Origin of the sequence: Micromonospora coriariae, from assembly GCF_900091455.1 — a bacterium.
Taxonomy (GTDB): Bacteria; Actinomycetota; Actinomycetes; order Mycobacteriales; family Micromonosporaceae; genus Micromonospora; species Micromonospora coriariae.
The window spans coordinates 322,393-342,104 of record NZ_LT607412.1 but is presented as its reverse complement, the minus strand read 5'-3'; the positions used below and the strand labels follow the sequence as shown (position 1 = coordinate 342,104).

22 protein-coding genes are annotated in these 19,712 nt (G+C 72.4%); 14 read left to right on the top strand and 8 right to left on the bottom strand.

What is annotated here, in order from left to right:
- Positions 1–8 precede the first annotated feature (8 nt).
- Both GA0070607_RS01550 and GA0070607_RS01545 read right to left on the bottom strand, forming a co-directional pair.
- Complete coding sequence (locus GA0070607_RS01550; protein ID WP_089016551.1) at positions 9–362, bottom strand: MmcQ/YjbR family DNA-binding protein; 354 nt, start codon at positions 360–362, stop codon at positions 9–11.
- Between the two features lie 98 nt (positions 363–460).
- On the bottom strand, positions 461–886 hold the full coding sequence (locus GA0070607_RS01545; RefSeq protein ID WP_089016550.1) for a DNA-binding protein: 426 nt from the start codon (positions 884–886) through the stop codon (positions 461–463).
- 99 nt (positions 887–985) lie between these two features.
- On the opposite strand from GA0070607_RS01545, the gene GA0070607_RS01540 reads away from it, so the two are divergent.
- The 3 genes from GA0070607_RS01540 to GA0070607_RS01530 all read left to right on the top strand — a co-directional run bounded on the left by GA0070607_RS01540 (position 986) and on the right by GA0070607_RS01530 (position 3,072).
- Positions 986–1,624: a DNA-3-methyladenine glycosylase gene (locus tag GA0070607_RS01540; RefSeq protein ID WP_089016549.1), complete on the top strand. Its 639-nt coding sequence runs from the start codon at positions 986–988 to the stop codon at positions 1,622–1,624.
- An 85-nt stretch (positions 1,625–1,709) separates the two neighbouring features.
- On the top strand, positions 1,710–2,795 hold the full coding sequence (locus GA0070607_RS01535; protein ID WP_089016548.1) for a WD40/YVTN/BNR-like repeat-containing protein: 1,086 nt from the start codon (positions 1,710–1,712) through the stop codon (positions 2,793–2,795).
- 1 nt (position 2,796) lies between these two features.
- Positions 2,797–3,072 carry a ubiquitin-like small modifier protein 1 gene (locus GA0070607_RS01530; protein WP_089016547.1) on the top strand — a complete coding sequence of 92 codons (276 nt, stop codon included), beginning with the start codon at positions 2,797–2,799 and terminating at the stop codon, positions 3,070–3,072.
- Between the two features lie 16 nt (positions 3,073–3,088).
- Here GA0070607_RS01530 and GA0070607_RS01525 read toward each other — a convergent pair whose 3' ends face one another.
- Positions 3,089–3,487 (bottom strand): DUF3224 domain-containing protein, encoded by a 399-nt coding sequence (locus GA0070607_RS01525; protein WP_197701227.1) that lies wholly within the window; start codon positions 3,485–3,487, stop codon positions 3,089–3,091.
- Between the two features lie 176 nt (positions 3,488–3,663).
- Here GA0070607_RS01525 and GA0070607_RS01520 point away from each other — a divergent pair, with 176 nt between their 5' ends.
- On the top strand, positions 3,664–4,803 hold the full coding sequence (locus GA0070607_RS01520; protein WP_089016545.1) for an LLM class flavin-dependent oxidoreductase: 1,140 nt from the start codon (positions 3,664–3,666) through the stop codon (positions 4,801–4,803).
- Positions 4,800–5,498 (top strand): FMN reductase, encoded by a 699-nt coding sequence (locus tag GA0070607_RS01515; RefSeq protein WP_089016544.1) that lies wholly within the window; start codon positions 4,800–4,802, stop codon positions 5,496–5,498. The genes GA0070607_RS01520 and GA0070607_RS01515 overlap by 4 nt, the downstream gene beginning before the upstream one ends.
- Here GA0070607_RS01515 and GA0070607_RS01510 read toward each other — a convergent pair.
- From GA0070607_RS01510 to GA0070607_RS01500, 3 genes are all read right to left on the bottom strand, one after another.
- Positions 5,428–6,309 carry a universal stress protein gene (locus GA0070607_RS01510; protein ID WP_089016543.1) on the bottom strand — a complete coding sequence of 294 codons (882 nt, stop codon included), beginning with the start codon at positions 6,307–6,309 and terminating at the stop codon, positions 5,428–5,430. The genes GA0070607_RS01515 and GA0070607_RS01510 overlap by 71 nt on opposite strands.
- A 150-nt stretch (positions 6,310–6,459) precedes the next feature.
- Positions 6,460–7,347 (bottom strand): universal stress protein, encoded by an 888-nt coding sequence (locus tag GA0070607_RS01505; protein WP_089021583.1) that lies wholly within the window; start codon positions 7,345–7,347, stop codon positions 6,460–6,462.
- 89 nt (positions 7,348–7,436) lie between these two features.
- Positions 7,437–9,983 carry a cation-translocating P-type ATPase gene (locus GA0070607_RS01500; RefSeq protein WP_408630885.1) on the bottom strand — a complete coding sequence of 849 codons (2,547 nt, stop codon included), beginning with the start codon at positions 9,981–9,983 and terminating at the stop codon, positions 7,437–7,439.
- A gap of 244 nt (positions 9,984–10,227) precedes the next feature.
- Here GA0070607_RS01500 and GA0070607_RS01495 point away from each other — a divergent pair, with 244 nt between their 5' ends.
- From GA0070607_RS01495 to GA0070607_RS01485, 3 genes are all read left to right on the top strand, one after another.
- Positions 10,228–10,689 (top strand): cyclic nucleotide-binding domain-containing protein, encoded by a 462-nt coding sequence (locus GA0070607_RS01495; RefSeq protein ID WP_089016541.1) that lies wholly within the window; start codon positions 10,228–10,230, stop codon positions 10,687–10,689.
- 70 nt (positions 10,690–10,759) lie between these two features.
- Positions 10,760–11,260: a GNAT family N-acetyltransferase gene (locus GA0070607_RS01490; protein WP_089016540.1), complete on the top strand. Its 501-nt coding sequence runs from the start codon at positions 10,760–10,762 to the stop codon at positions 11,258–11,260.
- Between the two features lie 9 nt (positions 11,261–11,269).
- Positions 11,270–11,908: a hypothetical protein gene (locus GA0070607_RS01485; protein WP_089016539.1), complete on the top strand. Its 639-nt coding sequence runs from the start codon at positions 11,270–11,272 to the stop codon at positions 11,906–11,908.
- Between the two features lie 7 nt (positions 11,909–11,915).
- Here GA0070607_RS01485 and GA0070607_RS01480 read toward each other — a convergent pair whose 3' ends face one another.
- Positions 11,916–12,491: a DinB family protein gene (locus GA0070607_RS01480; RefSeq protein WP_231930748.1), complete on the bottom strand. Its 576-nt coding sequence runs from the start codon at positions 12,489–12,491 to the stop codon at positions 11,916–11,918.
- A gap of 165 nt (positions 12,492–12,656) precedes the next feature.
- Between GA0070607_RS01480 and GA0070607_RS01475 the strand changes: the two genes are divergently transcribed.
- The 5 genes from GA0070607_RS01475 (at position 12,657) to GA0070607_RS01455 (ending at position 17,648) form a co-directional block, all read left to right on the top strand.
- Entirely contained in the window at positions 12,657–13,382 is a 726-nt protein-coding gene (locus GA0070607_RS01475) for an ABC transporter ATP-binding protein (RefSeq protein WP_089016537.1), read from the top strand.
- The gene (locus tag GA0070607_RS01470) at positions 13,379–14,149 is read left to right on the top strand and encodes an ABC transporter permease (RefSeq protein ID WP_089016536.1); all 771 of its coding nucleotides are present in this window, start codon (positions 13,379–13,381) and stop codon (positions 14,147–14,149) included. The genes GA0070607_RS01475 and GA0070607_RS01470 overlap by 4 nt, the downstream gene beginning before the upstream one ends.
- 17 nt (positions 14,150–14,166) lie before the next feature.
- Entirely contained in the window at positions 14,167–15,492 is a 1,326-nt protein-coding gene (locus tag GA0070607_RS01465; protein ID WP_089021582.1) for a sensor histidine kinase, read from the top strand.
- Between the two features lie 14 nt (positions 15,493–15,506).
- Entirely contained in the window at positions 15,507–16,154 is a 648-nt protein-coding gene (locus GA0070607_RS01460; protein WP_089021581.1) for a response regulator transcription factor, read from the top strand.
- A 168-nt stretch (positions 16,155–16,322) separates the two neighbouring features.
- Positions 16,323–17,648 (top strand): hemolysin family protein, encoded by a 1,326-nt coding sequence (locus tag GA0070607_RS01455; protein ID WP_089016535.1) that lies wholly within the window; start codon positions 16,323–16,325, stop codon positions 17,646–17,648.
- A gap of 39 nt (positions 17,649–17,687) precedes the next feature.
- Here the strand turns inward: GA0070607_RS01455 and GA0070607_RS01450 are convergent, their stop codons facing one another.
- Entirely contained in the window at positions 17,688–18,071 is a 384-nt protein-coding gene (locus GA0070607_RS01450) for a PaaI family thioesterase (RefSeq protein ID WP_089021580.1), read from the bottom strand.
- Between the two features lie 106 nt (positions 18,072–18,177).
- Here GA0070607_RS01450 and tyrS point away from each other — a divergent pair, with 106 nt between their 5' ends.
- Complete coding sequence (gene tyrS / locus GA0070607_RS01445) at positions 18,178–19,470, top strand: tyrosine--tRNA ligase (RefSeq protein WP_089016534.1); 1,293 nt, start codon at positions 18,178–18,180, stop codon at positions 19,468–19,470.
- The last annotated feature ends 242 nt before the right edge of the window (positions 19,471–19,712 follow it).

Below are 19,712 nucleotides of genomic sequence, written 5' to 3'. Positions count from 1 at the left end.
CGGCCGGTTCAGGCCGTCGGGCGCTCCCGCTTGGGGAGCTTGGCGACGACCATGTCGTACGACGCGTCAACGGCCTCGGAGAGCTCCTCCTGGTCGATCCCGCCGTCCAGGCGCAGCGTGTTCCACCCGGACCGGCCGATGTAGGCCATCACCCGGGCGTCGTCGGGGTGCCGGTGCAGCCACTCGTCGGCCACCTCGCGGGTCGGGCCGCACTTCACCCCGATCGTCGGGTTGCCGTCCCCGTTGCCGAGGAAGGCGAAGATCCGGCTGCCCACCTTCACCACCTCGTCGCCCTCCCACGGCCGGTCCAGCCACGCCCCCGGCTTGGCCAGGCAGTACGCCAGCATCTCCGCGCGCTCCATGGGTGCCTCCCGGAATCGTCGTAGCGCACAGTCTGCCCGCCCGGCCGCTGGTCGGCGCGCCGTGCCGGCCGGGTCGCCACCTCTGAGCAGGTGGCGGGTCAGCCGGCCTGCTCGGCGGAGCGGGCGGCGATCCGCTCGTAGCGCTGCCGGGCGGCCTGCGCGCTGCCCAGGCCCAGCCCGTACGCGATGGCCTGCCAGGTCAGCCCCCGGTCGCGGGCCAGCGTCAACAGGCCCGCCTCCAGGGCGTCCAGCTCCGCGCGGACGTGCGGCAGCAGGGTCAGCGCGGCGGTGAGGTCGGCGCCGTCGACCGGCTCCTCCGTGGGCTCCCGTTCGGCCCCGCCCGCGGCCAGCGCGGTGACCAGGGCCACCGCCTCCCACGGATCCAGCACGTACGGGTGGGCCCAGCGCCCCCGCCGGGCTTCGGTGCCGGCGTGCCGCTCGCTGATCCGTTGCAGCGCCTCGTGCGTGCGGTGGGCGCGGGCGCGGGCCGGGTCGGGTGCGGTGAACGCTTTGTCCGTCGTCATACCCCGATCACAGCCCATCAACGAACTGTTGTCAACAGACTGTTGAAAGACGTCCGCCCGGTCGCGGCGCCCGGGCGGTGGGCTGGGTACCGTCGAGTCATGGACCTGCTGCCCAGCGACCTCGCCGCCGACGACCGCGCGGCGCTCGCGGATCTGCTCGCCGGCCCGCTCCTGCCGGCCGCGCGCGGGCTGCTCGGCTGCCTGCTGCACGCCGGCGGGGTCACCGTCCGGATCACCGAGGTCGAGGCGTACGCCGGCACGGCCGGGGACCCGGCCTCGCACGCGCACCGGGGGCGCACCCCGCGCAACGCGGTGATGTTCGGGCCGGCCGGGCACATCTACGTCTACTTCACCTACGGCATGCACTGGTGCATGAACGTGGTCACCGGGGTCGAGGGGGAGGCCGCCGCGGTGCTGCTGCGCGCCGGCGCGGTGGTCGACGGGCTGGACACGGCACGGGCCCGGCGACCGGCCGTACGTCGGGACGTGGACCTGGCCCGGGGGCCGGCTCGGCTCTGCGCCACGCTCGGCATCGACCGCGCCGCGTACGGCGGGTACCTGCTCGGCGACGGACCGGTCCGGTTGCGCCCCGCGGCGACTCCGGTGCCGGCGGAGGCGGTGGCCGCCGGTCCACGGGTCGGCGTGACCGGAGCGCACGACCTGCCGTGGCGGTTCTGGCTGGACGGCGACCCGGCGGTCAGCGCGTACCGCCGGCACGTGCCCCGCACCCGGCGTTGAGCGGCCGCGGCGTGTGCCCTGGCGAAACTGTCGGGGGGTGTGGCCATAATCACCGCACCTGCTCGCCGACGGTTCGGAGGACGTCATGGCAACGCTGCTCGCGATCGGCACGGCCAAGGGTTTGTTTCTCGCCACCAGCGCCGACGACCGGCGCAGTTGGGAGATCACCGGCCCGCACTTTCCGATGACGGGGGTCTACGCGGTCGCGGTCGACACCCGTCGCCCCACCCCACGGCTGCTCGCGGGGGTGACCAGTTCGCACTTCGGGCCCAGCGTCGCCACCAGCGACGACCTCGGCGCTTCCTGGGACGAGCCCGACGAGGCGCCGGTCGCCTTCCCGTCCGACACGGGCGCGACCCTCGGGCGGGTCTGGCAGCTGATGCCGGCCGGCCCCGACGCGCCGGACGTCGTCTGGGCCGGCACGGAGCCCTCGGCGCTGTTCCGGTCCACCGACGGTGGTCGCAGCTTCGAGCTGGTCCGTTCGCTGTGGGACCACCCGCACCGCCCCGAGTGGGGGGCTGGCTTCGGCGGCCAGGCCGTGCACACAGTGCTGCCCCACCCGCGCGACCCGGCCCGGGTGCTGGTCGCCATGTCCACCGGCGGCGTCTACCGCTCTGAGGACGCCGGGGCGAGCTGGGCGCCGGGCAACACCGGCATCCGCGCCTACTTCATGCCCGACGAGTGGCCGGAGTTCGGCCAGTGTGTCCACAAGGTCGCGCGGGACGCCGGCAACCCCGAGCGGCTGTACGCGCAGAACCACCACGGTGTCTACCGCTCCGACGACGACGGCCGCACCTGGTCCTCGATCGCCGACGGGCTGCCCAGCGACTTCGGCTTCGCGATGGTGACCCACCCCGGACGCGCCGGGACGGTGTGGACGTTCCCGCTGGTGGCCGACAGCGAGCGGTTCCCCACCGACCACCGCTGCCGGGTGTTCCGCTCGGCGGACGCCGGCGGCAAGTGGGAGCCGCTGTCGGTGGGGCTGCCCGAGGGCCCGTTCTACCCGGCGGTGCTGCGCGACGCGATGTGCGCCGACGACTCGTCCCCGGGCGGCGTCTACTTCGGCACGCGCTCCGGCGAGGTCTACGCCAGCCGGGACGAGGGCGACTCCTGGTCCCTGGTGGCCGCGCACCTGCCCGACGTGCTCTGCGTCCGCGCCGCGGCGGTGTGACGTGGTCACCGTGCTGCTGCCCGGCCCGCTGCGCGGCGAGGCCGGCGGCGCCAGCCGGCTGAGTGTCACCGCCGCCGGCACACTGCGGGCGGTCCTCGACGAGGTGGCCGCCGATCATCCGCGGCTGGCCCGGCGCATTCGCGACGAGCGCGGCGAGCTGCGCCGCTACGTCAACGTCTACGTCGACGGGGAGGACTGCCGGCACTCGGGCGGGCTGGCCACCCCGGTCGGCGACGACGCCGAGGTGCAGGTGCTGCCCTCGGTCGCGGGCGGCTGACCCGGCCGGGCGGCGGTCAGGGCAGCTCGTAGTCGAGCAGGTAGGCGTGGCCGCCGTCCGGGCCACCGATGATCTGCCCGCCGCCGCGTAGGCCACGCAGCTCGCCGCTGCCCGAGTCGGGCACCACGGTCCAGGACAGGGCCGAGCCGTCGCCATCGCTGCCCGCGGTGTGGTGCAGCACGAAATCGCCGACCCGGCCGGCGAGCGAGCCGGTGAACCGTTCGAACCCCACGTACGCCGCCGACTTCTCCACCGGCGTGCGGCACATCAGGATCCGGGTGCGGCTGGTGCCGACCAGGTCGCCGGAGAACGTCTTGCTGATCCGGGCCTCGGCCAGTGTGGTGCCCGCGGCGTCGTCGTACGGTTCCTGGTCCCAGGTGTCCAGCGTGAAGGTGCCCTCGGCGCGTTCGGTCATGCCGTCATCCTGTCCCAGGGTGACTGACATCCGGTGTCAGGTTCCGGTGGCGTGTCCGCGTCCGGACGTGACCGGCGCCACCGGGAGACCGTCCGCCAGCGGAATAGTTGCGGCGTCAAATAAGTTGTGCGCAACGTCCGGGCGCACGGCCCGGTCGGACACACGAGGAGCTGGTCATGCAGTTCGGAGTCTTCACCGTCGGCGACGTCACGGTCGACCCGACCACAGGTCGGGAGCCGACCGAGCATGAGCGGATCAAGGCGATGGTCGCCATCGCACTGAAGGCCGAAGAGGTCGGTCTGGACGTCTTCGCCACCGGCGAGCACCACAACCCGCCGTTCGTGCCCTCGTCGCCGACCACAATGCTCGGTCACATCGCGGCGCGTACCGAGCGGCTGCTGCTGTCCACCGCGACGACGCTGATCACCACGAACGACCCGGTGAAGATCGCCGAGGACTACGCGATGCTCCAGCACCTCGCCGACGGTCGGGTGGACCTGATGATGGGTCGCGGCAACACCGGCCCGGTCTACCCGTGGTTCGGCAAGGACATCCGCGCCGGCATCCCGCTGGCCATCGAGAACTACGACCTGCTGCGCCGGCTCTGGCGCGAGGACGTCGTCGACTGGAAGGGCCGCCACCGCACCCCGCTGCAGTCGTTCACCTCGACGCCGCGCCCGCTCGACGGGGTTCCCCCGTTCGTCTGGCACGGTTCGATCCGCAGCCCCGAGATCGCCGAGCAGGCCGCGTACTACGGTGACGGCTTCTTCGCCAACCACATCTTCTGGCCCAAGGAGCACACCCAGCGGATGATCGCGCTCTACCGGGAGCGGTACGCGCACTACGGCCACGGCTCCGCCGACCAGGCCATCGTCGGCCTCGGCGGGCAGGTGTTCATGCGGCGCAACTCCCAGGACGCGGTCCGGGAGTTCCGACCGTACTTCGACAACGCCCCGGTCTACGGGCACGGGCCGTCGCTGGAGGAGTTCAGCCGGGAGACCCCGCTGACAGTGGGCAGCCCGCAGCAGGTCATCGACCGCACCCTGGGTTTCCGCGACTACGTCGGTGACTACCAGCGGCAGCTGTTCCTGATGGACCACGCCGGGCTGCCGCTGAAGACCGTGCTGGAGCAGCTCGACCTGCTCGGCGAGGAGGTCGTGCCGGTGCTACGCAAGGAGTTCGCCGCGCTGCGCCCGGCGCACGTGCCGGAGGCGCCGACCCACGCCTCGCTGCTCGCCGCGGCGGGCGGCGCCAAGGACAGCACCGTCCACGCCGTCGACGACGTGACGGGCAAGGCACCGGAGGTGGCGCGATGACCCACCGCACCCTGGCCGTGGTCTCCGCGGGGCTGAGTCAGCCCTCGTCGACCAGGCTGCTCGCCGACCAGCTCGCCGCGGCCACCCGCGACGAGTTGGTCCGGCGCGGCTCCGAGGTGGAGTTGCGCGTCGTCGACCTGCGGGAGTACGCGCACGACGTGGTGAACAACATGCTCACCGGTTTCCCGCCGGCCGCATTGCGCGGGGCCATCGACGCGGTGACCGGGGCGGACGGGATCATCGCGGTCACCCCGATCTTCAGCGCCTCGTACAACGGGCTGTTCAAGTCCTTCTTCGACGTGCTGGACGCCGGGTCGCTGGTCGACCGGCCGGTGCTGATCGGGGCCACCGGCGGCACCGCCCGTCACTCGCTGGCCCTGGAGCACGCCGTCCGCCCGATGTTCAGCTACCTGCGCGCGGTGGTGGTCCCCACGGCGGTCTTCGCCGCCCCGGAGGACTGGTCCGACGGCACCGCCGACGGCGCGTTGCGGGGCCGGATCAGACGTGCGGCCGGGGAGTTGGCCGACCAGGTCGAGCGTCGGCTGCCGGCCACCGGCCCGGCTGACCCGTTCGCGCTCACCACCGACTTCCTGCAGATGCTCGGCCGGGGCGACGACGCCCCGGTCACCCCGCCTGGTCGTACGGGTGCGCCACCAGCACCGGGCAGTGCGCGTGCTGGATCGCCGCCTGACTGACCGAGCCGAGCAGCATTCCGATGAATCCGTGCCGGCCCCGGGTGCCCACGACCAGCAGCGACGCGGTCCCGCTCGCCTCGATGAGCCCCTGGGCCGCCCCGGCCGCCCGGACCGGATGTTCTCGCACCAGCAGGCCGGGATGCTCCGAACGAACCGTGAGGGAGGCGTCGGCCAGCAGCCGCACCGCCTCGGCCTGGTACGCGGCCTGAGACTCCTCCACCTCGTCCGGCACCTGCCGGTCGCCGTCCGCCGGGCTGACATGCACCAGCACCAGCGGGACCTCGCGGCGTGCCGCCTCGTCGGCGCCGTACTCCACGGCGAGTCGGGATGACTCCGACCCGTCGACGCCGACCAGCACCGGCGCGTCCACCGGGATCGGCTGCTCATCCGGGCGTACGACCAGCACCGGGCAGTGCGCGTGCGCGGCCACCTGCGCGCCGACCGAGCCGAGCAGCAGGCCGGTGAACCCGCCGATCCCTCGACTGCCCACCACGACGAGCTCTGCCCGGCGGGATTCCTCGACCATCGTCGCGCCGGGGCCGCCGGCGATCTGGCGCACCTCGACGGTGAGGCCGGGCCAGCGGTCGGTCAGGTCGGCCGCCGTGCGCTCCAACATCTTCTGCGCCTCCTCGGAGGGCGCCGGCACCCCGAGGTCGTACGGGTTGAGTGGCACGCCGTACCCGAGCGGGTGCAGGTAGCCGTGCACCAGAAGCAGTGGCCGGGCCCGGAGCAGGGCGGCGCGGGCCGCGTGGTCCGCGGCGACGAGGCTGGACGGCGATCCGTCCACACCCACCACGACAGGACGGTTCATCGGGACTCCCTCGGTCGGTCAGGTCATTGTCGACCGCGCACCACCGCCGCAGTGCCGGGACGCGCCGTCAAGCCGGTGCAGGACCACGCCTGGGCCCGGCGTGGGTCCGCGCCGGCCGGGAAGGGGCCGGCGCGGACGAGGGAACAGCGGTCAGGTGTCCCGGCGGTGTCGGACGATCGCCAGCGGGCTGTGCGAGTGGTGCAGCACCGCGTGGCTGACCGAGCCGAGCAGAGCACTGGCGAGGGCGCCCCGGCCGTGCGCTCCGACCACGGTGAGCTGCGCCGCGGCGGACTGCTCCACCAGCACTCGCGCCGCCGCGCCGTACGCCACCCGGCGGCAAACCGGCACCTCGGGATACCGGTGGGACCAGCCGGCTACGGACTCGGCGAGTACCCGTTCCTCGTCGGCGGCGAGCGCTGTCACGTCGTACGCCAGCGGCAGGAGGTCGTCCGGGCCGGTCGGGGTGGGCGTGAGCCAGGCGTGCACGGCCACCAACTCGGCGCCCCGCAACGCGGCCTCCTCGAAGGCGAATTCCAGGGCCTCCGTTGACAGGTCCGAGCCGTCGATGCCGACCAGCACCGGCCCGTCGGCACGCGCCTCACCCTTGACCACCAGCACCGGGCACTCGGCGCGGGCGGAGACCTGCACCGCCACCGAGCCGATCAGCAGCTCGGCGAACCCTCCGAGGCCGCGGCTGCCGAGCACCAGCAGCGCCGCGTCCCGGGACTCGGCCACGAGCACCGGCGTGGCTGCGCCGTCGACCACGGCCCCGCTGACCGAGAGCTCCGGCGCGGTCTTGCCGGCCTCAGTCACCGCCTCGGCGACGGTCAGCTCCGCCTGGTGGCGAAGCCCGGCGTCGACGGGAGCGCCCGGCGCGGGAACAAGCGGTACGTCGTAGAGCGGCCAGATGAACGCGTGCACCACCCGCAGCGGACGGTGTCGCGCCATGGCCTCCCGGGCGGCGACCCGCACCGCCTCCAGGGCCGACGTCGAACCGTCCACCGCCACCACCACGGGAGCACCGGATCTGATGGTCATCATGTCCTCCTTCATCCTTCTTCATCCTCGTGTGGCAGGGGCTCCGCGGGCAGAGGCGTACGGCGACGGACCGGGGGCCGTTGGTCCCGTCACTCGTCGCGCCGTGCCGGCAGCGTCGTCACCTCGGGACGCCGTGGTGGCGGTCGACGGGCCAGCCGCAGGGCCAACCCGGGAACGGCGCTGACCGCCGCGCAGGCCAGCAGCAGGTTCGGCCCCAGCGGCTCGGTGCCGAGCAGCTCCCGCAGCGGGGCGAGTAGCACACCGCCCACCTGGAGCAGCGCCGACACCGCGACCGCGGCGAGGAGGCCGGGATTGCTGTGGCGGGCTCCCGGCAGCCGCGGGGCCCGGACCGCCAGTGCCACGCCGAGCTGGGCCAGACCGAGCACCACGAAGACCACCGACTGCCAGGGCAGGTCCCGGTGGGCGGCGAACACCCCGGCACCAAGCACCACGGCGGCGATCAGCACGCCGGTGACCAGGACGTCCCGACCCAGCCCAGCGCCGAGCACCGACTCCTGAGGTGAGCGCGGCGCGCGGCGCAGGGTCGCGGGTTCCGCCGGCTCGGCGCCGAGCGCCACTCCGGGCACGCCGTGGGTCAGCAGGTTGATCCACAGGATCTGGGCGGGCAGCAGCGGTATGGCCAGCCCGAACAACGGGCCGACCAGCATCACCATGATCTCCGCAACCCCACCGGAAAGGGCGTACCGCAGGAACCTGCGGATGTTGTCGTAGATCCGGCGGCCCTCGCCGATCGCGGCGGCCACGGTGGTCAGCTCGTCGTCCACCAGCACCAGGTCGGCGGCCTGCCGGGCGACCTCGGTGCCGCCACCCATCGCCACCCCGATGTCGGCCCGCCGCAGCGCTGGCGCGTCGTTCACCCCGTCGCCGGTCATCGCCACCACCTCGCCACGGGCCTGCAGGCCAGCGATGATGTCGAGCTTCTGTTCCGGCTGGGTTCGGGCGAAGACCCGGGTGTCCGGGTGCGCCGCGTGGTCGTCGTCGCCGCTGGCCAGGGGGTCGCCAGCGCGCCAGAGGCCGAGCTGACCGCCGATCGCCGCGGCCGTCGCCGGGTGGTCTCCGGTGATCAGCAGCAGCCGTACCCCGGCGGTGTCGAAGCTGTCCGCGATCTGCAGGGCGCCGACGCGCAGCGGGTCACCGACGGCGATCAGCCCCACCGGACGCAGCCCGGTCGGTGCGGCGGGGTCAGGCATCCTGTCCACCAGCGCGGCGGCGATGGCGAGCACCCGCAGGCCCTCGCTGGCCAGCCGGTGGGCGGTGGCGGTCAGGTCGGCGATCTCCTCGGCGGTGGCGTCGAGCAGGGGCGCGCCGAGGATGCTCTCCGGGGCGCCCTTGCAGACCACCAGGTGGCGCTGGTCGCAGGAGCGGTGCACCGTCACCATTCTGCGTTGTTCCTGGTCGAAGGGGTGCTCGGCGACCCGGGGCCAGGCTGCGCGGGTGGCTTGTGGGTCGAGGCCGCACCGGGCCGCGAAGGCGACCAGCGCCGCTTCGAGGGGGTCACCGACCGCGCCCCAGTCGGCTTGCTCGTCGTCCGGGGGTGACAGGGCGGCGTCGTTGCAGAGCAGCCCGGCCCGCGCCAGCCGGCGCAGCCCTTCCGGTACGTCCACCGCCGTCCCGTCCCGGTGCACCACGCCGTGCGGGGCGTACCCGGTGCCGGTGATGCCGTACCGCGCACCGTCGGTGGTGACCGCCTGCTGCACAGCCATCCGCCCCTCGGTGAGGGTGCCAGTCTTGTCCGAAGCGATCACCGTCACCGAACCGAGTGTCTCGACCGCGTGCAGCCGGCGCGGAATGGCGTGCGCGGCAGCCATCCGGCGCGCGCCGAGCGCGAGGGCCAGGGTCACCACCGCCGGCAGGGACTCGGGCACCGCCGCGACCACCAGGCTCACCGCCGTGATCGCCATGTGCACCACCGGCCGGCCACTGACCACGCCGATGGCGAAGACCAGCCCGGACAGAGCCACGGCGACCATTCCGAGTACCCGGCCCAGGGCGGAGAGCCGACGCTGCAACGGCGTGGCGGTGGGACGAGTGCCCGCCACCAGGGCGCCGATCCGGCCCAGCGCGCTCGCCGAGCCCGTCCGGAGTACGGTGCCAGCCGCCCGTCCGGTGGTGACGACCGTCCCGGCCAACGCCTCCTCGCTGGCTAAACGCCCCACCGTCACCGACTCCCCGGTCAGCGTGGACTCGTCCAGGTGCAGCCGGCTCGCCTCGATCAGAAGCAAATCGGCCGGGACGACATCGCCGGCCTCGACCCGGACCAGATCGCCCTGGACGATGTCAGCGGCGGGCACCACCAGCTCCCGGCCGTCGCGGACCACTCGGGCGGTGGGCGCGGCGAGCCGGTCCAGCGCGGCGATCGCCCGGTCGGCGCGTACCTCCTGCGCCACGCCGATGACGGTGTTCACCAGTACGACCAGGATGATCACCGCGGTGTCCGGGTAGTCGCCGAGCGCCGTGGTGACGACCGCCGCGGCGAGCAGCAACGCCACCAACGGGTCGGTGAGCTGGCGCAGGACCCGTACGGCGAGATGCCGGCGGGGCGGTGGCGCCACGGTGTTGGGGCCGGTGGCGCGCAGTCGGGCGGCGGCCTCGGCCGCGTCGAGTCCGACCGGCACGGCCAGGTCGACGGGGTCCTCCAGGATTCCGCCTCGTCCGCCGGTCGTCGTCACCCGTGACCTCCCCGGTTCGCGTGGCGCGTCACCGGCACGCCGTCCCGTCCCACCCTCCCGCCGCGGAATCACGCCCGGCAGAGGCGTTGCGCCCGCGGGGCCCGGGACCAATGGCCCTCACGCCGTGCACTCGGAAGGAGTCGGATGGAGGCGGGATCGGCGATAACCGCGACGGAAGGGACCGCACACCATGACCGCACTGGATCTGCTCCGGGAGCATCCCTTCCTGGCCGGCCTGCCGCGCGAGTGGCTGCCGAGACTCACCGGGTACGCCCGACCGGTGGTCTGGCACCCTGGGCACCGGGTGTTCCGCGCCGGACAGCCGGCCGAACGGTTCTGGCTGATCTCCGGCGGTGAGGTGGCGCTGGACTTCCCGGTGCCCGGTCGGGGCGACGTCGGCATCGAGACGATCGGCGCGGGCGGGGTGCTCGGCTGGTCCTGGATCTTCCCGCCGTACCGGTGGCAGTTCGGCGCGGTCGCGGTGCGCCGCACCACGACGCTCGAGTTCGCGGCTGAGGGTGTGCGGCGGCTGATCGAATCCGATGATGCCCTGGCCCGACAGATCACCCTCCGGTTCATGGCCGTCGTGGTGGACCGCCTCCAGGCATCGCGGGGCCGGCTACTCGAGCTGTACGGCTACCCGAGTCAGTAGACGGCCCGCAGGTATCCCGGCCGCACGGTACGTTCCACGGGCCAGAGGTGCCGCCGCGTACCCTCGCCCGATGACCTCCGATGTGCGGCTGCGCCCGGTCCGCGAGGACGACCTCGTCGAGTTCTTCCTGCACCAGCAGGACCCGGAGGCCAACCGGATGGCCGCGTTCGGCCCCGCCGATCCGTCCGACCACCGCGAGTTCGCCCGGCACTGGGCCCGGGTGCTCACCGACCCGGCGAACCTGGTCCGCACCGTCGAGGTCGACGGCGCGGTGGTCGGCCACGTCACCGCCTTCCCGGTCGATGACCTCACCGAGGTCAGCTACTGGATCGACCCGGCCCGCTGGGGCCGGGGCTACGCCACCGCGGCGCTCGCCGCCCTGCTGCGCGAGCTGCCCCGGCCGGTGCACGCCCGCGCCGCCAAGGACAACGCCGCGTCCCTCGCGGTGCTGCGCAAGTGCGGCTTCGTGGTGGTCGGCGAGGACTCGGGGTACGCCAACGGCCGCGGCGCCGAGGTCGAGGAGTGGCTGCTGGAGCTGCCCGCCGATGCCCCTGAGCAGGGCGGGCACTAGTCTCACCGAGTGAATTGGTTGGATCTCGTCGGCTGGGCCGGCTCTGCGGTGCTGGTCTGGTCTCTGCTGCAGTCCCGCATCCTGCGGCTGCGCGGGCTCAACCTCATCGGCTGCCTCGTGCTGATCGGCTACAACGCCGCGATCGAGGTCTGGCCCATGGTCGGGCTGAACATCGTTCTCGCAGTGATCAACATCTGGTACCTGCGCGGGATGCTGGCCACCCGGCACGACGAGCAGACCTACCAGGTGGTCGAGGTCGGCGTCGGCGACCAGTTCCTGGCGCACACACTGCGGGTGCACGCCGCGGACATCGCCCGGTTCAATCCCGACTTGCACTGGAACCCGGAAGCCCCGGGACGCTCCGCGTTCCTGGTGGTCACCGCCGACGAGGTGGTCGGGGTGGTGCTGTCGCACGCCGAGGCGCCCGGCGTCGCCCAGATAGACCTGGACTACGTGACCCCGAAGTTCCGCGACTTCACGCCCGGCGAGTTCGTCTACCGGCGCAGCCGCCTCTTCACCGAACGCGGCTTCCACCGCGTGGTCAGCCCACCCGGGATGGTCGCCCCCTACTACCACCGGCTCGGCTTCCGCCCCGCGGGCGACTCGTACGTCCTGGACCTGCCCGCGGCCGATCCCGAGGCGGACTGAGCCACACCTAGCTGCCGCGTTTGCTGGCGTCGAGGGCAGCCTGCTCCACTCGCTGGCGGTACTCCAGCCACCATGGCTCGTCGGCGGGAGGCAGATTGTCGTTCCTGGGCAGCAGCCCGGCCGCGCCGTCGATGAGTTCGCGCACGATGTCAGCGTGACCCGCGTGCCGTTGTGTTTCCGCGATGACGTGGACCAGGACGTGGTGCAACGTGACCGCCGCATCGCCCCACCACGGCACGAGGCCGACCTCATTCAGCGCAAGGCCTTCAATGGTGGCGTCGGCGTGGGCGATCGCGCGACGGTACAGCGCGACGATTTCCTCGCGGGTTTCATCCGCGGTCGCCCACATGTCGGCATTGGTCTCCGCACCGTCGCCGACGTACGGCGGTGCCTGCTCGAACGGTCGGCCGAACACGACGCCGAAGTAGAGGATTTCCATGGCCGCCGAGTGCTTCACCAGCCCGAGCAGGTTGGTTGCGGTCCGGGTCAACGGACGACGAACATCGTATTCGCTGAGCCCGTCGAGCTTCCACAGCAGCGCGTCGCGGCCGCCCTTCAAGTAACTGTGCAGGTCTTCCTTCACCGTGCCACGATGGCATCTGGTCGGGTGTCCGCGCTGCCCCGGATGATCCTCATGATCGAGCAGGGCGCGCCCTTGCCCCAGGCCCTGGTGTGGTGGAAAACCTCCAGGCACAGTCGGATGGTTTCCGGCTTCAGACCGCCGGCGGCGTTGCCTAGCGTCGATCATGTGATCGAACTACGTGAGCTGACGAAACGATACGGCGACCGGGTCGCCGTCGACAGGCTGAGCGTCCGGGTGCAGCCGGGGGTGGTGACCGGCTTCCTCGGGCCGAACGGATCCGGCAAGTCGACGACGATGCGGATGATCCTCGGCCTCGATGCACCGAACCATGGCGAGGCACTGATCGGCGGCGTCCGGTACCCGGACCTGAACTGGCCGTTGAAGACGGTCGGCGCGCTGCTCGATGCCGGGGCGTTCCATCCCGGCCGCAGCGCCCGCGCGCACCTGACCGCGCTGGCCGCGAGCAACGACATCCCCGGTTCCCGGGTTGAGCAGGTGCTGCGCACCGTAGGTCTGTCCGACGCGGCAACACGGCGCGCCGGCACGTACTCGCTCGGCATGCGCCAGCGCCTCGGCGTCGCTGTGGCCCTGCTCGGCGACCCGGGCGTCCTCCTGCTCGACGAGCCGGTCAACGGACTGGATCCCGAGGGCATCCGCTGGATCCGGGACCTGCTGCGCGGACTCGCCGCCGAAGGCCGGACGGTGTTCGTGTCCAGCCACCTGATCGCCGAGATGGCGCTGACCGCCGACCGGCTGGTGGTCATCGGCCGCGGCCGGCTGCTGGCCGAGACGACCGTCGCCGAACTCGCCGCCGGCGACGACAGCCTGGAGGATGCGTTCTTCCGGCTCACCGCACAGGCCACCGACTATCGCGGAGTGGGAGCGTCATGAACGGGTACGGATTCCGGCACGCGGTCCGGATGGAGCGGATCAAGCTGAGCAGCGTCCGATCGACGTGGTGGCTGGCGATCTCCGCGGTGGTCTCGATGGCCGCCGCCGGGGCCGGGGTGGGACTCGGGTACCGATCGCACACCCCGGTCGCCACCGCCGCCCAGATCCTGAACAACAGCCTCGGCGGCGCCATCGTGGCCCAGCTGCTCCTCGGAGCGCTCGGCGTGCTGATGGTGACCGGCGAATACGGCACCGGGATGATCCGTTCGACGTTCGCCGCCGTCCCACGGCGTCGGATCGTCCTGGCCGCGAAGGTCGCCGTGTGCGGCGGCGCGGCTCTCACCGTCGGCCTGGCCGCGAGCTTCGCCGGGTATCTGAGCGGGCAACTCGCGATCCGCGGCACCGCCATCCCGGCCGCATCCCTGACCGACCCGGCGATCCTGCGCGCGGTCGTGCTGACCGGTGTCTACCTGGGCGCCACCGCGCTGATCGGGGTCGGTGTCGGGGCCATCGTGCGGCACTCCGGCGCCGCGATCGGCACGCTGTTCGCTCTGATGTTCGTCCCGATGATCGTGGCCGGGCTCTTCGGTGAGAGCGGCATCGCGGTCGGCCGCTTCGTCCCGCTGCTGATGCTGCTCAACTCGATCGCGGTGACATCGCCGATACCCGGGCTGTTCTCCGGCTGGCTCAGCGCGCTGCTGATGTGCGGGTACGCGGCGATGGCGATCCTGTGTGGCGGCATGCTGCTCCGCCACCGTGACGCGTGACAGCGACAATGGGACTGATGACCGCGCTGCGCGCTCCGTTCACCACACTGGCCCTGCGCCGGGCGGTGTTCTGCGTCGTCGGCGTGGTCAGTGCGGCAGCGATCCTGAGCGTACCGGCGATCGTGCCGGCCCTGGCCGTCCTCATCCTGTGGGCGACCGGGGCCATGTCCGACCAGCCCACACCCACCGTCGCACCGGTCTTCCTGGTCCTGTTTCCGCTCACCATCGCGCTCCTGGTCGTGCTGGCCGCCCCGATCGGGCGCGCGATGGGAGCCGTGCACCGCTCACTCGCCGACCGGCTGCTCGACGTGCACGTGGACGCCCCGTCGCCCCGGCCCTCGAAGCGGATCAGCGTCCTGGTCTCCGACGGACCGGGCTGGCGCGCCGTCGGGTACGGGATGCTCAAGGTGCCACTGGCCATCCCCCAGGGCTACGGCGCGTTCTGCTACGTGTTCGGCCTGGTCAACCTCAGCTACCCGGTGTGGTGGCCACTGTTTCGCAACCACCCTCCCGGCACCCGGCTCGGACCGGTGTGGGCGCTGACGCCGTTCGGCACCATCGGTACGCGGACGTTCGCCGGAACGTTCCTCATCGCCGCGGCCGGTCTCGCCATGCTGCTGGTCGCACCGTGGTTGATGCGGGCCGGTACGACACTGGACCTCGCCGTGATGCGACAGCTGCTCGGTCCGCGTCGGCTCGCCGAGCGGGTACGCGAACTGCAGGTCACCCGGGCCCGCGCGATCGACGACGCGGCCGCGATGATGCGCAGGCTGGAACGGGACCTGCACGACGGCGCGCAGATCCGGCTCGCCACGGTGGCGATGAACCTCGGCATGGCGACCGAGAAGCTCGGCGTCGACGGCCCGCCACCGGACCTCCAACAGGCCCGCGAACTGCTCGCGCTCGCCCACCGCGGAGCGAAGGACGCCCTCGCCGACCTGCGCGACCTGGTGCGCGGGATCCACCCGCCGGTCCTCGACAACGGTCTCGGCGACGCGCTGGCGACGCTCGCGACGAGCAGCGCCATCCCGGTCGCGGTGAACGTCGAACTGCCCGAGCGCCCGGCGCCCGCGATCGAGACCATCGCCTACTTCTGCGCCTCCGAACTGCTCGCGAACGCGGCCAAACACAGCCGGGCGGGCCGCATCTGGCTCGGCGTCGTCCGATCCGGCGAGCGCCTGACGGTGACCGTCCGGGACGACGGCGTCGGCGGGGCGAACCCGGACGGCCCCGGCCTGTCCGGCCTGTCCGGCCGCATCGCCGTCGTGGACGGCCGGATGCGCGTACACAGCCCGGCCGGCGGTCCGACCCGGGTCGAGATCCAGCTGCCCACACACGTGTGAACGGAGGCGACGACATGCGGGTGGTGATCGCGGAGGATGCCGCGATGATGCGCGAAGGGCTGGTCCGGCTGCTCACCGACCGCGGTTTCGAGGTGTGCGCGGCGGTGGCCGACGCGGATGCCCTGCGGTCCGCGATCGCCGCCACAGTGCCGGACGTGGCCATCATCGACATCCGGATGCCACCGACGCACACCGACGAGGGACTGCGCGCCGCGATCGACATCCGACGCGACCATCCCGACGTCGGTGTGCTGGTGTTCTCCCAGTACGTGGAGACCCGCTACGCGACCCGCCTGCTCGCCGACCGGCCCACCGGCGTCGGATACCTGCTCAAGGACCGCGTCGCCGACGTCGCCGAGTTCGTGGACGCGCTGACCCGGGTGGCATCCGGCGGCACCGCGCTGGATCCGGAGGTGGTCGGCCACCTGATGCGGGCCGTGCAGGACACGGTCGGGGTGGCGTCGCTGACCCCCCGCGAGCGTGAGGTGCTGTCGCTGATGGCCGAGGGACGATCCAACGCCGGGATCGCGGCGGCCCTTGTCATCACCGCCGGAGTCGTGGAGAAGCACGTGGCGAACATCTTCGCGAAACTGGGTCTGCCGTCCTCGGACGGCGACAACCGCCGCGTCCTGGCCGTCCTTCGTCACGTCCGCGGCGGCTGATGCTGAGCTCCCTGCGCACGTGACCACCCGCACCGGTCGCAGGCGTCGTCGGAGCAGGATTCGGCAGCCGACCGACGGGGCACAGACACGCGTACGCCGGGCGGGACCGCCGACCGGTGAGCCCGCGTGCACCGGCCGGTGCCACCACCACGAGGGAGCGAACCAGGCGTGCAGAGCTATGGGAGCCAACTGGCTCTGGTCGGAGTCCTGGTAGTCATAAACGCGCTCTTCGCGGGCAGTGAGATGGCGTTGGTGTCGTTGCGGGACAGCCAGATCCAACGGTTGGAGCGCACCAGCCGCGCCGGGCGGGTGCTGGCCCGGCTGGCCAAGGACCCGAACCGTTTCCTGGCCACCATTCAGATCGGCATCACCCTGGCCGGCTTCCTGGCCTCCGCCGCCGCGGCGGTGTCGCTCGCCAAGCCCCTCGTGCCGCTGCTCGGGGTGTTCGGTGGCGCCGCCGAGACGGTGGCGATCGTGGTGGTCACCCTCGCGCTGACCTTCGTCACCCTGGTCTTCGGCGAGCTGGCCCCCAAGCGGATCGCCATGCAGTCCGCCGAGCGGTGGGCGCTGCTGGTGGCCCGCCCGCTGGACCTGCTCGCCGCCGTGACCCGACCGGCCGTCTGGGCGCTCGGCGCCACCAGCGACCTCGTGGTCCGCCTGGTCGGGCTCAACCCGAAGCACGAGCCGGAGGAGATCGGCCCGGACGAGCTGCGCGAGATCGTCGCGGGCAACCACGGCTTCACCAAGGAGCAGCGCACCATCATCGCCGGCGCCGTGGAGATCGCCGACCGGCGGTTGCGGGCGGTCCTCGTACCCCGGTTGCGGGTCTTCACGCTCGACAGCGGGACCACCGCGGAGTCCGCGCGGCTGGTGCTGGCCGCCACCGGGCACTCCCGGGCGCCGGTGGTGCGCCACGGCGGCCTGGACGACACGCTCGGCGTGATCCACCTGCGCGACCTGGTGGGTGTGCCGGACGACCGGCCGATCGACGAGATCGCCCGGCCGCCGATGCTGCTGCCCGACTCGCTGCCGGTGGTGGACGCGCTGCGCCAGTTCAAGGCCGAACGCCAGCACATCGCGCTGGTCGTGGACGAACGCGGCGCCGTCGACGGCATCGTCACGCTGGAGGACATCCTGGAGGAGATCGTCGGGGAGATCTACGACGAGACCGACCGGGACGGATACGCGGTGCGCCGCGACCCGGACGGCGCGCTGGTGCTGCCCGGCACCTTCCCGGTGCACGACCTGCCGGACGTCGGCGTCGAGCTGCCGTCCCGGCCGGCCGGCGACTACACCACCGTCGCCGGGCTGGTGCTGGCCCGCCTCGGGCACATCCCCACCGTCGTGGGCGAGGACGTCACCCTGGACGGCTGGGTGCTGGTGGTGGCCGGCATCGACCACCGGGCGATCACCGAGGTACGGCTGAGCCGGGCCCCCGACGAGGCCGACACCGACGAGAGCGCCGAGCCGGTGCTGGACGAGGCTCGCAGCTGACCGCGCACGCGGGCTCGCCCCACCCGTGAGTGTGCCGGGTCAGGCGGGGGAGAGGTTCTGCAACCGGACCTGACCGCGGGCGACCAGCCGCTGGTCGCCGTCGGTGATCTCCACCTGCCAGAGTTGCTGGCTGCGGCCCCGGTGCACCGGCGTGCCGACCGCCGTCAGCTCGCCCTCCCGGACCGCCCGCAGGAAGTCCGTCTGGTTGCTGACCCCGACCACTGTGCCCCGCTCGGCCAGCCAGAGCGAGCCGCCCACGCTGGCCGCGGTCTCCACCACCGAGCAGTACACCCCGCCGTGCTGGATGCCGAACGGCTGGTGCAGCTCGGGCCGCACGTGCCAGCTGATGACGACCCGGTCGGCGGTCGCCTCCTCGAACTTCAGGCCGAGCAGGGCGACGAAGCCACCCGTCAGGTCCGGCATCTCCACGGCAAACCCTCCTCGATCAACAAGCCGCAAGCCTAACCGGGGGCGGCTTGCGGTAAACCCGGTACGGGTCGGTGCCGGCGATGGGGGAGAATTGGCGACCGTGACCGACAGCAGCCCCCCGCCGCCCGGGCGGGACTCCCTGACCGACGACCTGCTCTGGCGTGGCCTGATACAGGACTCGACCGGCCTCGACGAGCTGCGCGAGCTGCTCGACGGTCCGGACGCCGCCACCTTCTACGTGGGCTTCGACCCCACCGCGCCGAGCCTGCACGTCGGCCACCTCATGCAGGTCACCATGGCGCGCCGGCTGCAACTCGCGGGCCACCGCCCGTTGTTGCTGGTGGGCGGGGCGACCGGGCAGATCGGTGACCCGAAGGAGAGCGCCGAGCGGACGCTCAACCCGCCCGAGGTAATCGCCGGTTGGGTCGCGCGGATCCGCGAACAGCTGTCGCCGTTCGTGTCGTACACCGGCGAGAACGCGGCGCGACTGGTGAACAACCTGGACTGGACCGGCGAGATGTCGGTGGTCGAGTTCCTCCGCGACGTGGGCAAGCACTTCCCGGTGAACAAGATGCTGGCGCGGGAGGTGGTGCGGGCCCGGCTGGAGACGGGGATCAGCTTCACCGAGTTCAGCTACCAGCTGTTGCAGGCCAACGACTTCTTCGAGCTGCACCGGCGGCATGGCTGCCAGCTCCAGTTCGGCGGCTCCGACCAGTGGGGCAACATCACCGCCGGCGTCGACTACGTACGCCGGCGTGGGGCCGGGCCGGTGCAGGCGTTCACCACGCCACTGGTCACGAAGGCCGATGGCACGAAGTTCGGCAAGACCGAGGGCGGTGCCGTCTGGCTCGACCCCATGTTGACCAGCCCGTACGCGTTCTACCAGTTCTGGCTCAACGTCGACGACGGGGAGGTCGACCGCTACCTGCGGTACTTCAGCTTCCGGCCCCGTAACGAGCTGGAGGAGCTGGCGAAGGCGACGGCCGAACGGCCGGCGGCCCGGCTGGCGCAGCGGGCGCTCGCCGAGGAGCTGACGACCCTGGTGCACGGGCCGGTCGAGACCCGGCAGGCGATCGACGCCAGCCAGGCGTTGTTCGGTCGCGGCTCACTGGAGGACCTGTCCCCGGAGACGCTGCGCGCGGCGCTGACCGAGGCCGGCCTGGTGCAGCTCGCCGGTGAGTTGCCGGACGTCGCGGGCCTGCTGCGGGACTCCGGGCTGGTGCCCAGCCACAAGGAGGCCCGTCGGGTGATCGCCGAAGGCGGCGCCTACGTCAACAACAACCGGGTCACCGAGGTGGACGCCACGGTGTCCCCCGACGACCTGCTGCACGGGCGGTACCTGGTGCTGCGCCGCGGCAAGCGCTCATTCGCGGGCGTTGAGCTGCGCAAATAGCCACCTGTCGACGATGTGACGGGGGACGCGTCCGGCGGATTTGACGATCATCCCGCCGGACGCGTAACTTTCTCTCTGCCAGCGCGGAACGGACGAAACAGGCGAAAGTCTGAGAGGCCGGAGCGCGGGAATGACCGCCGGTTCGGAGGGGTTGCACCTCTCAGACCCGGTACCGGGTGGGGCCCCGAAGTCGCCGCGAGGCGGATTTGGTGAGGCGGAACCGACCGGGTAAGGTTGACGAC

Coding starts and splice junctions, on each gene's coding strand:
- GA0070607_RS01550 (WP_089016551.1), bottom strand. CDS start 362: ATGGAGCGCGCGGAGATGCTGGCGTACTGCCTGGCCAAGCCGGGGGCG.
- GA0070607_RS01545 (WP_089016550.1), bottom strand. CDS start 886: ATGACGACGGACAAAGCGTTCACCGCACCCGACCCGGCCCGCGCCCGC.
- GA0070607_RS01540 (WP_089016549.1), top strand. CDS start 986: ATGGACCTGCTGCCCAGCGACCTCGCCGCCGACGACCGCGCGGCGCTC.
- GA0070607_RS01535 (WP_089016548.1), top strand. CDS start 1,710: ATGGCAACGCTGCTCGCGATCGGCACGGCCAAGGGTTTGTTTCTCGCC.
- GA0070607_RS01525 (WP_197701227.1), bottom strand. CDS start 3,487: ATGACCGAACGCGCCGAGGGCACCTTCACGCTGGACACCTGGGACCAG.
- GA0070607_RS01520 (WP_089016545.1), top strand. CDS start 3,664: ATGCAGTTCGGAGTCTTCACCGTCGGCGACGTCACGGTCGACCCGACC.
- GA0070607_RS01515 (WP_089016544.1), top strand. CDS start 4,800: ATGACCCACCGCACCCTGGCCGTGGTCTCCGCGGGGCTGAGTCAGCCC.
- GA0070607_RS01510 (WP_089016543.1), bottom strand. CDS start 6,309: ATGAACCGTCCTGTCGTGGTGGGTGTGGACGGATCGCCGTCCAGCCTC.
- GA0070607_RS01505 (WP_089021583.1), bottom strand. CDS start 7,347: ATGACCATCAGATCCGGTGCTCCCGTGGTGGTGGCGGTGGACGGTTCG.
- GA0070607_RS01495 (WP_089016541.1), top strand. CDS start 10,228: ATGACCGCACTGGATCTGCTCCGGGAGCATCCCTTCCTGGCCGGCCTG.
- GA0070607_RS01490 (WP_089016540.1), top strand. CDS start 10,760: ATGACCTCCGATGTGCGGCTGCGCCCGGTCCGCGAGGACGACCTCGTC.
- GA0070607_RS01470 (WP_089016536.1), top strand. CDS start 13,379: ATGAACGGGTACGGATTCCGGCACGCGGTCCGGATGGAGCGGATCAAG.
- GA0070607_RS01465 (WP_089021582.1), top strand. CDS start 14,167: ATGACCGCGCTGCGCGCTCCGTTCACCACACTGGCCCTGCGCCGGGCG.
- GA0070607_RS01460 (WP_089021581.1), top strand. CDS start 15,507: ATGCGGGTGGTGATCGCGGAGGATGCCGCGATGATGCGCGAAGGGCTG.
- GA0070607_RS01450 (WP_089021580.1), bottom strand. CDS start 18,071: ATGCCGGACCTGACGGGTGGCTTCGTCGCCCTGCTCGGCCTGAAGTTC.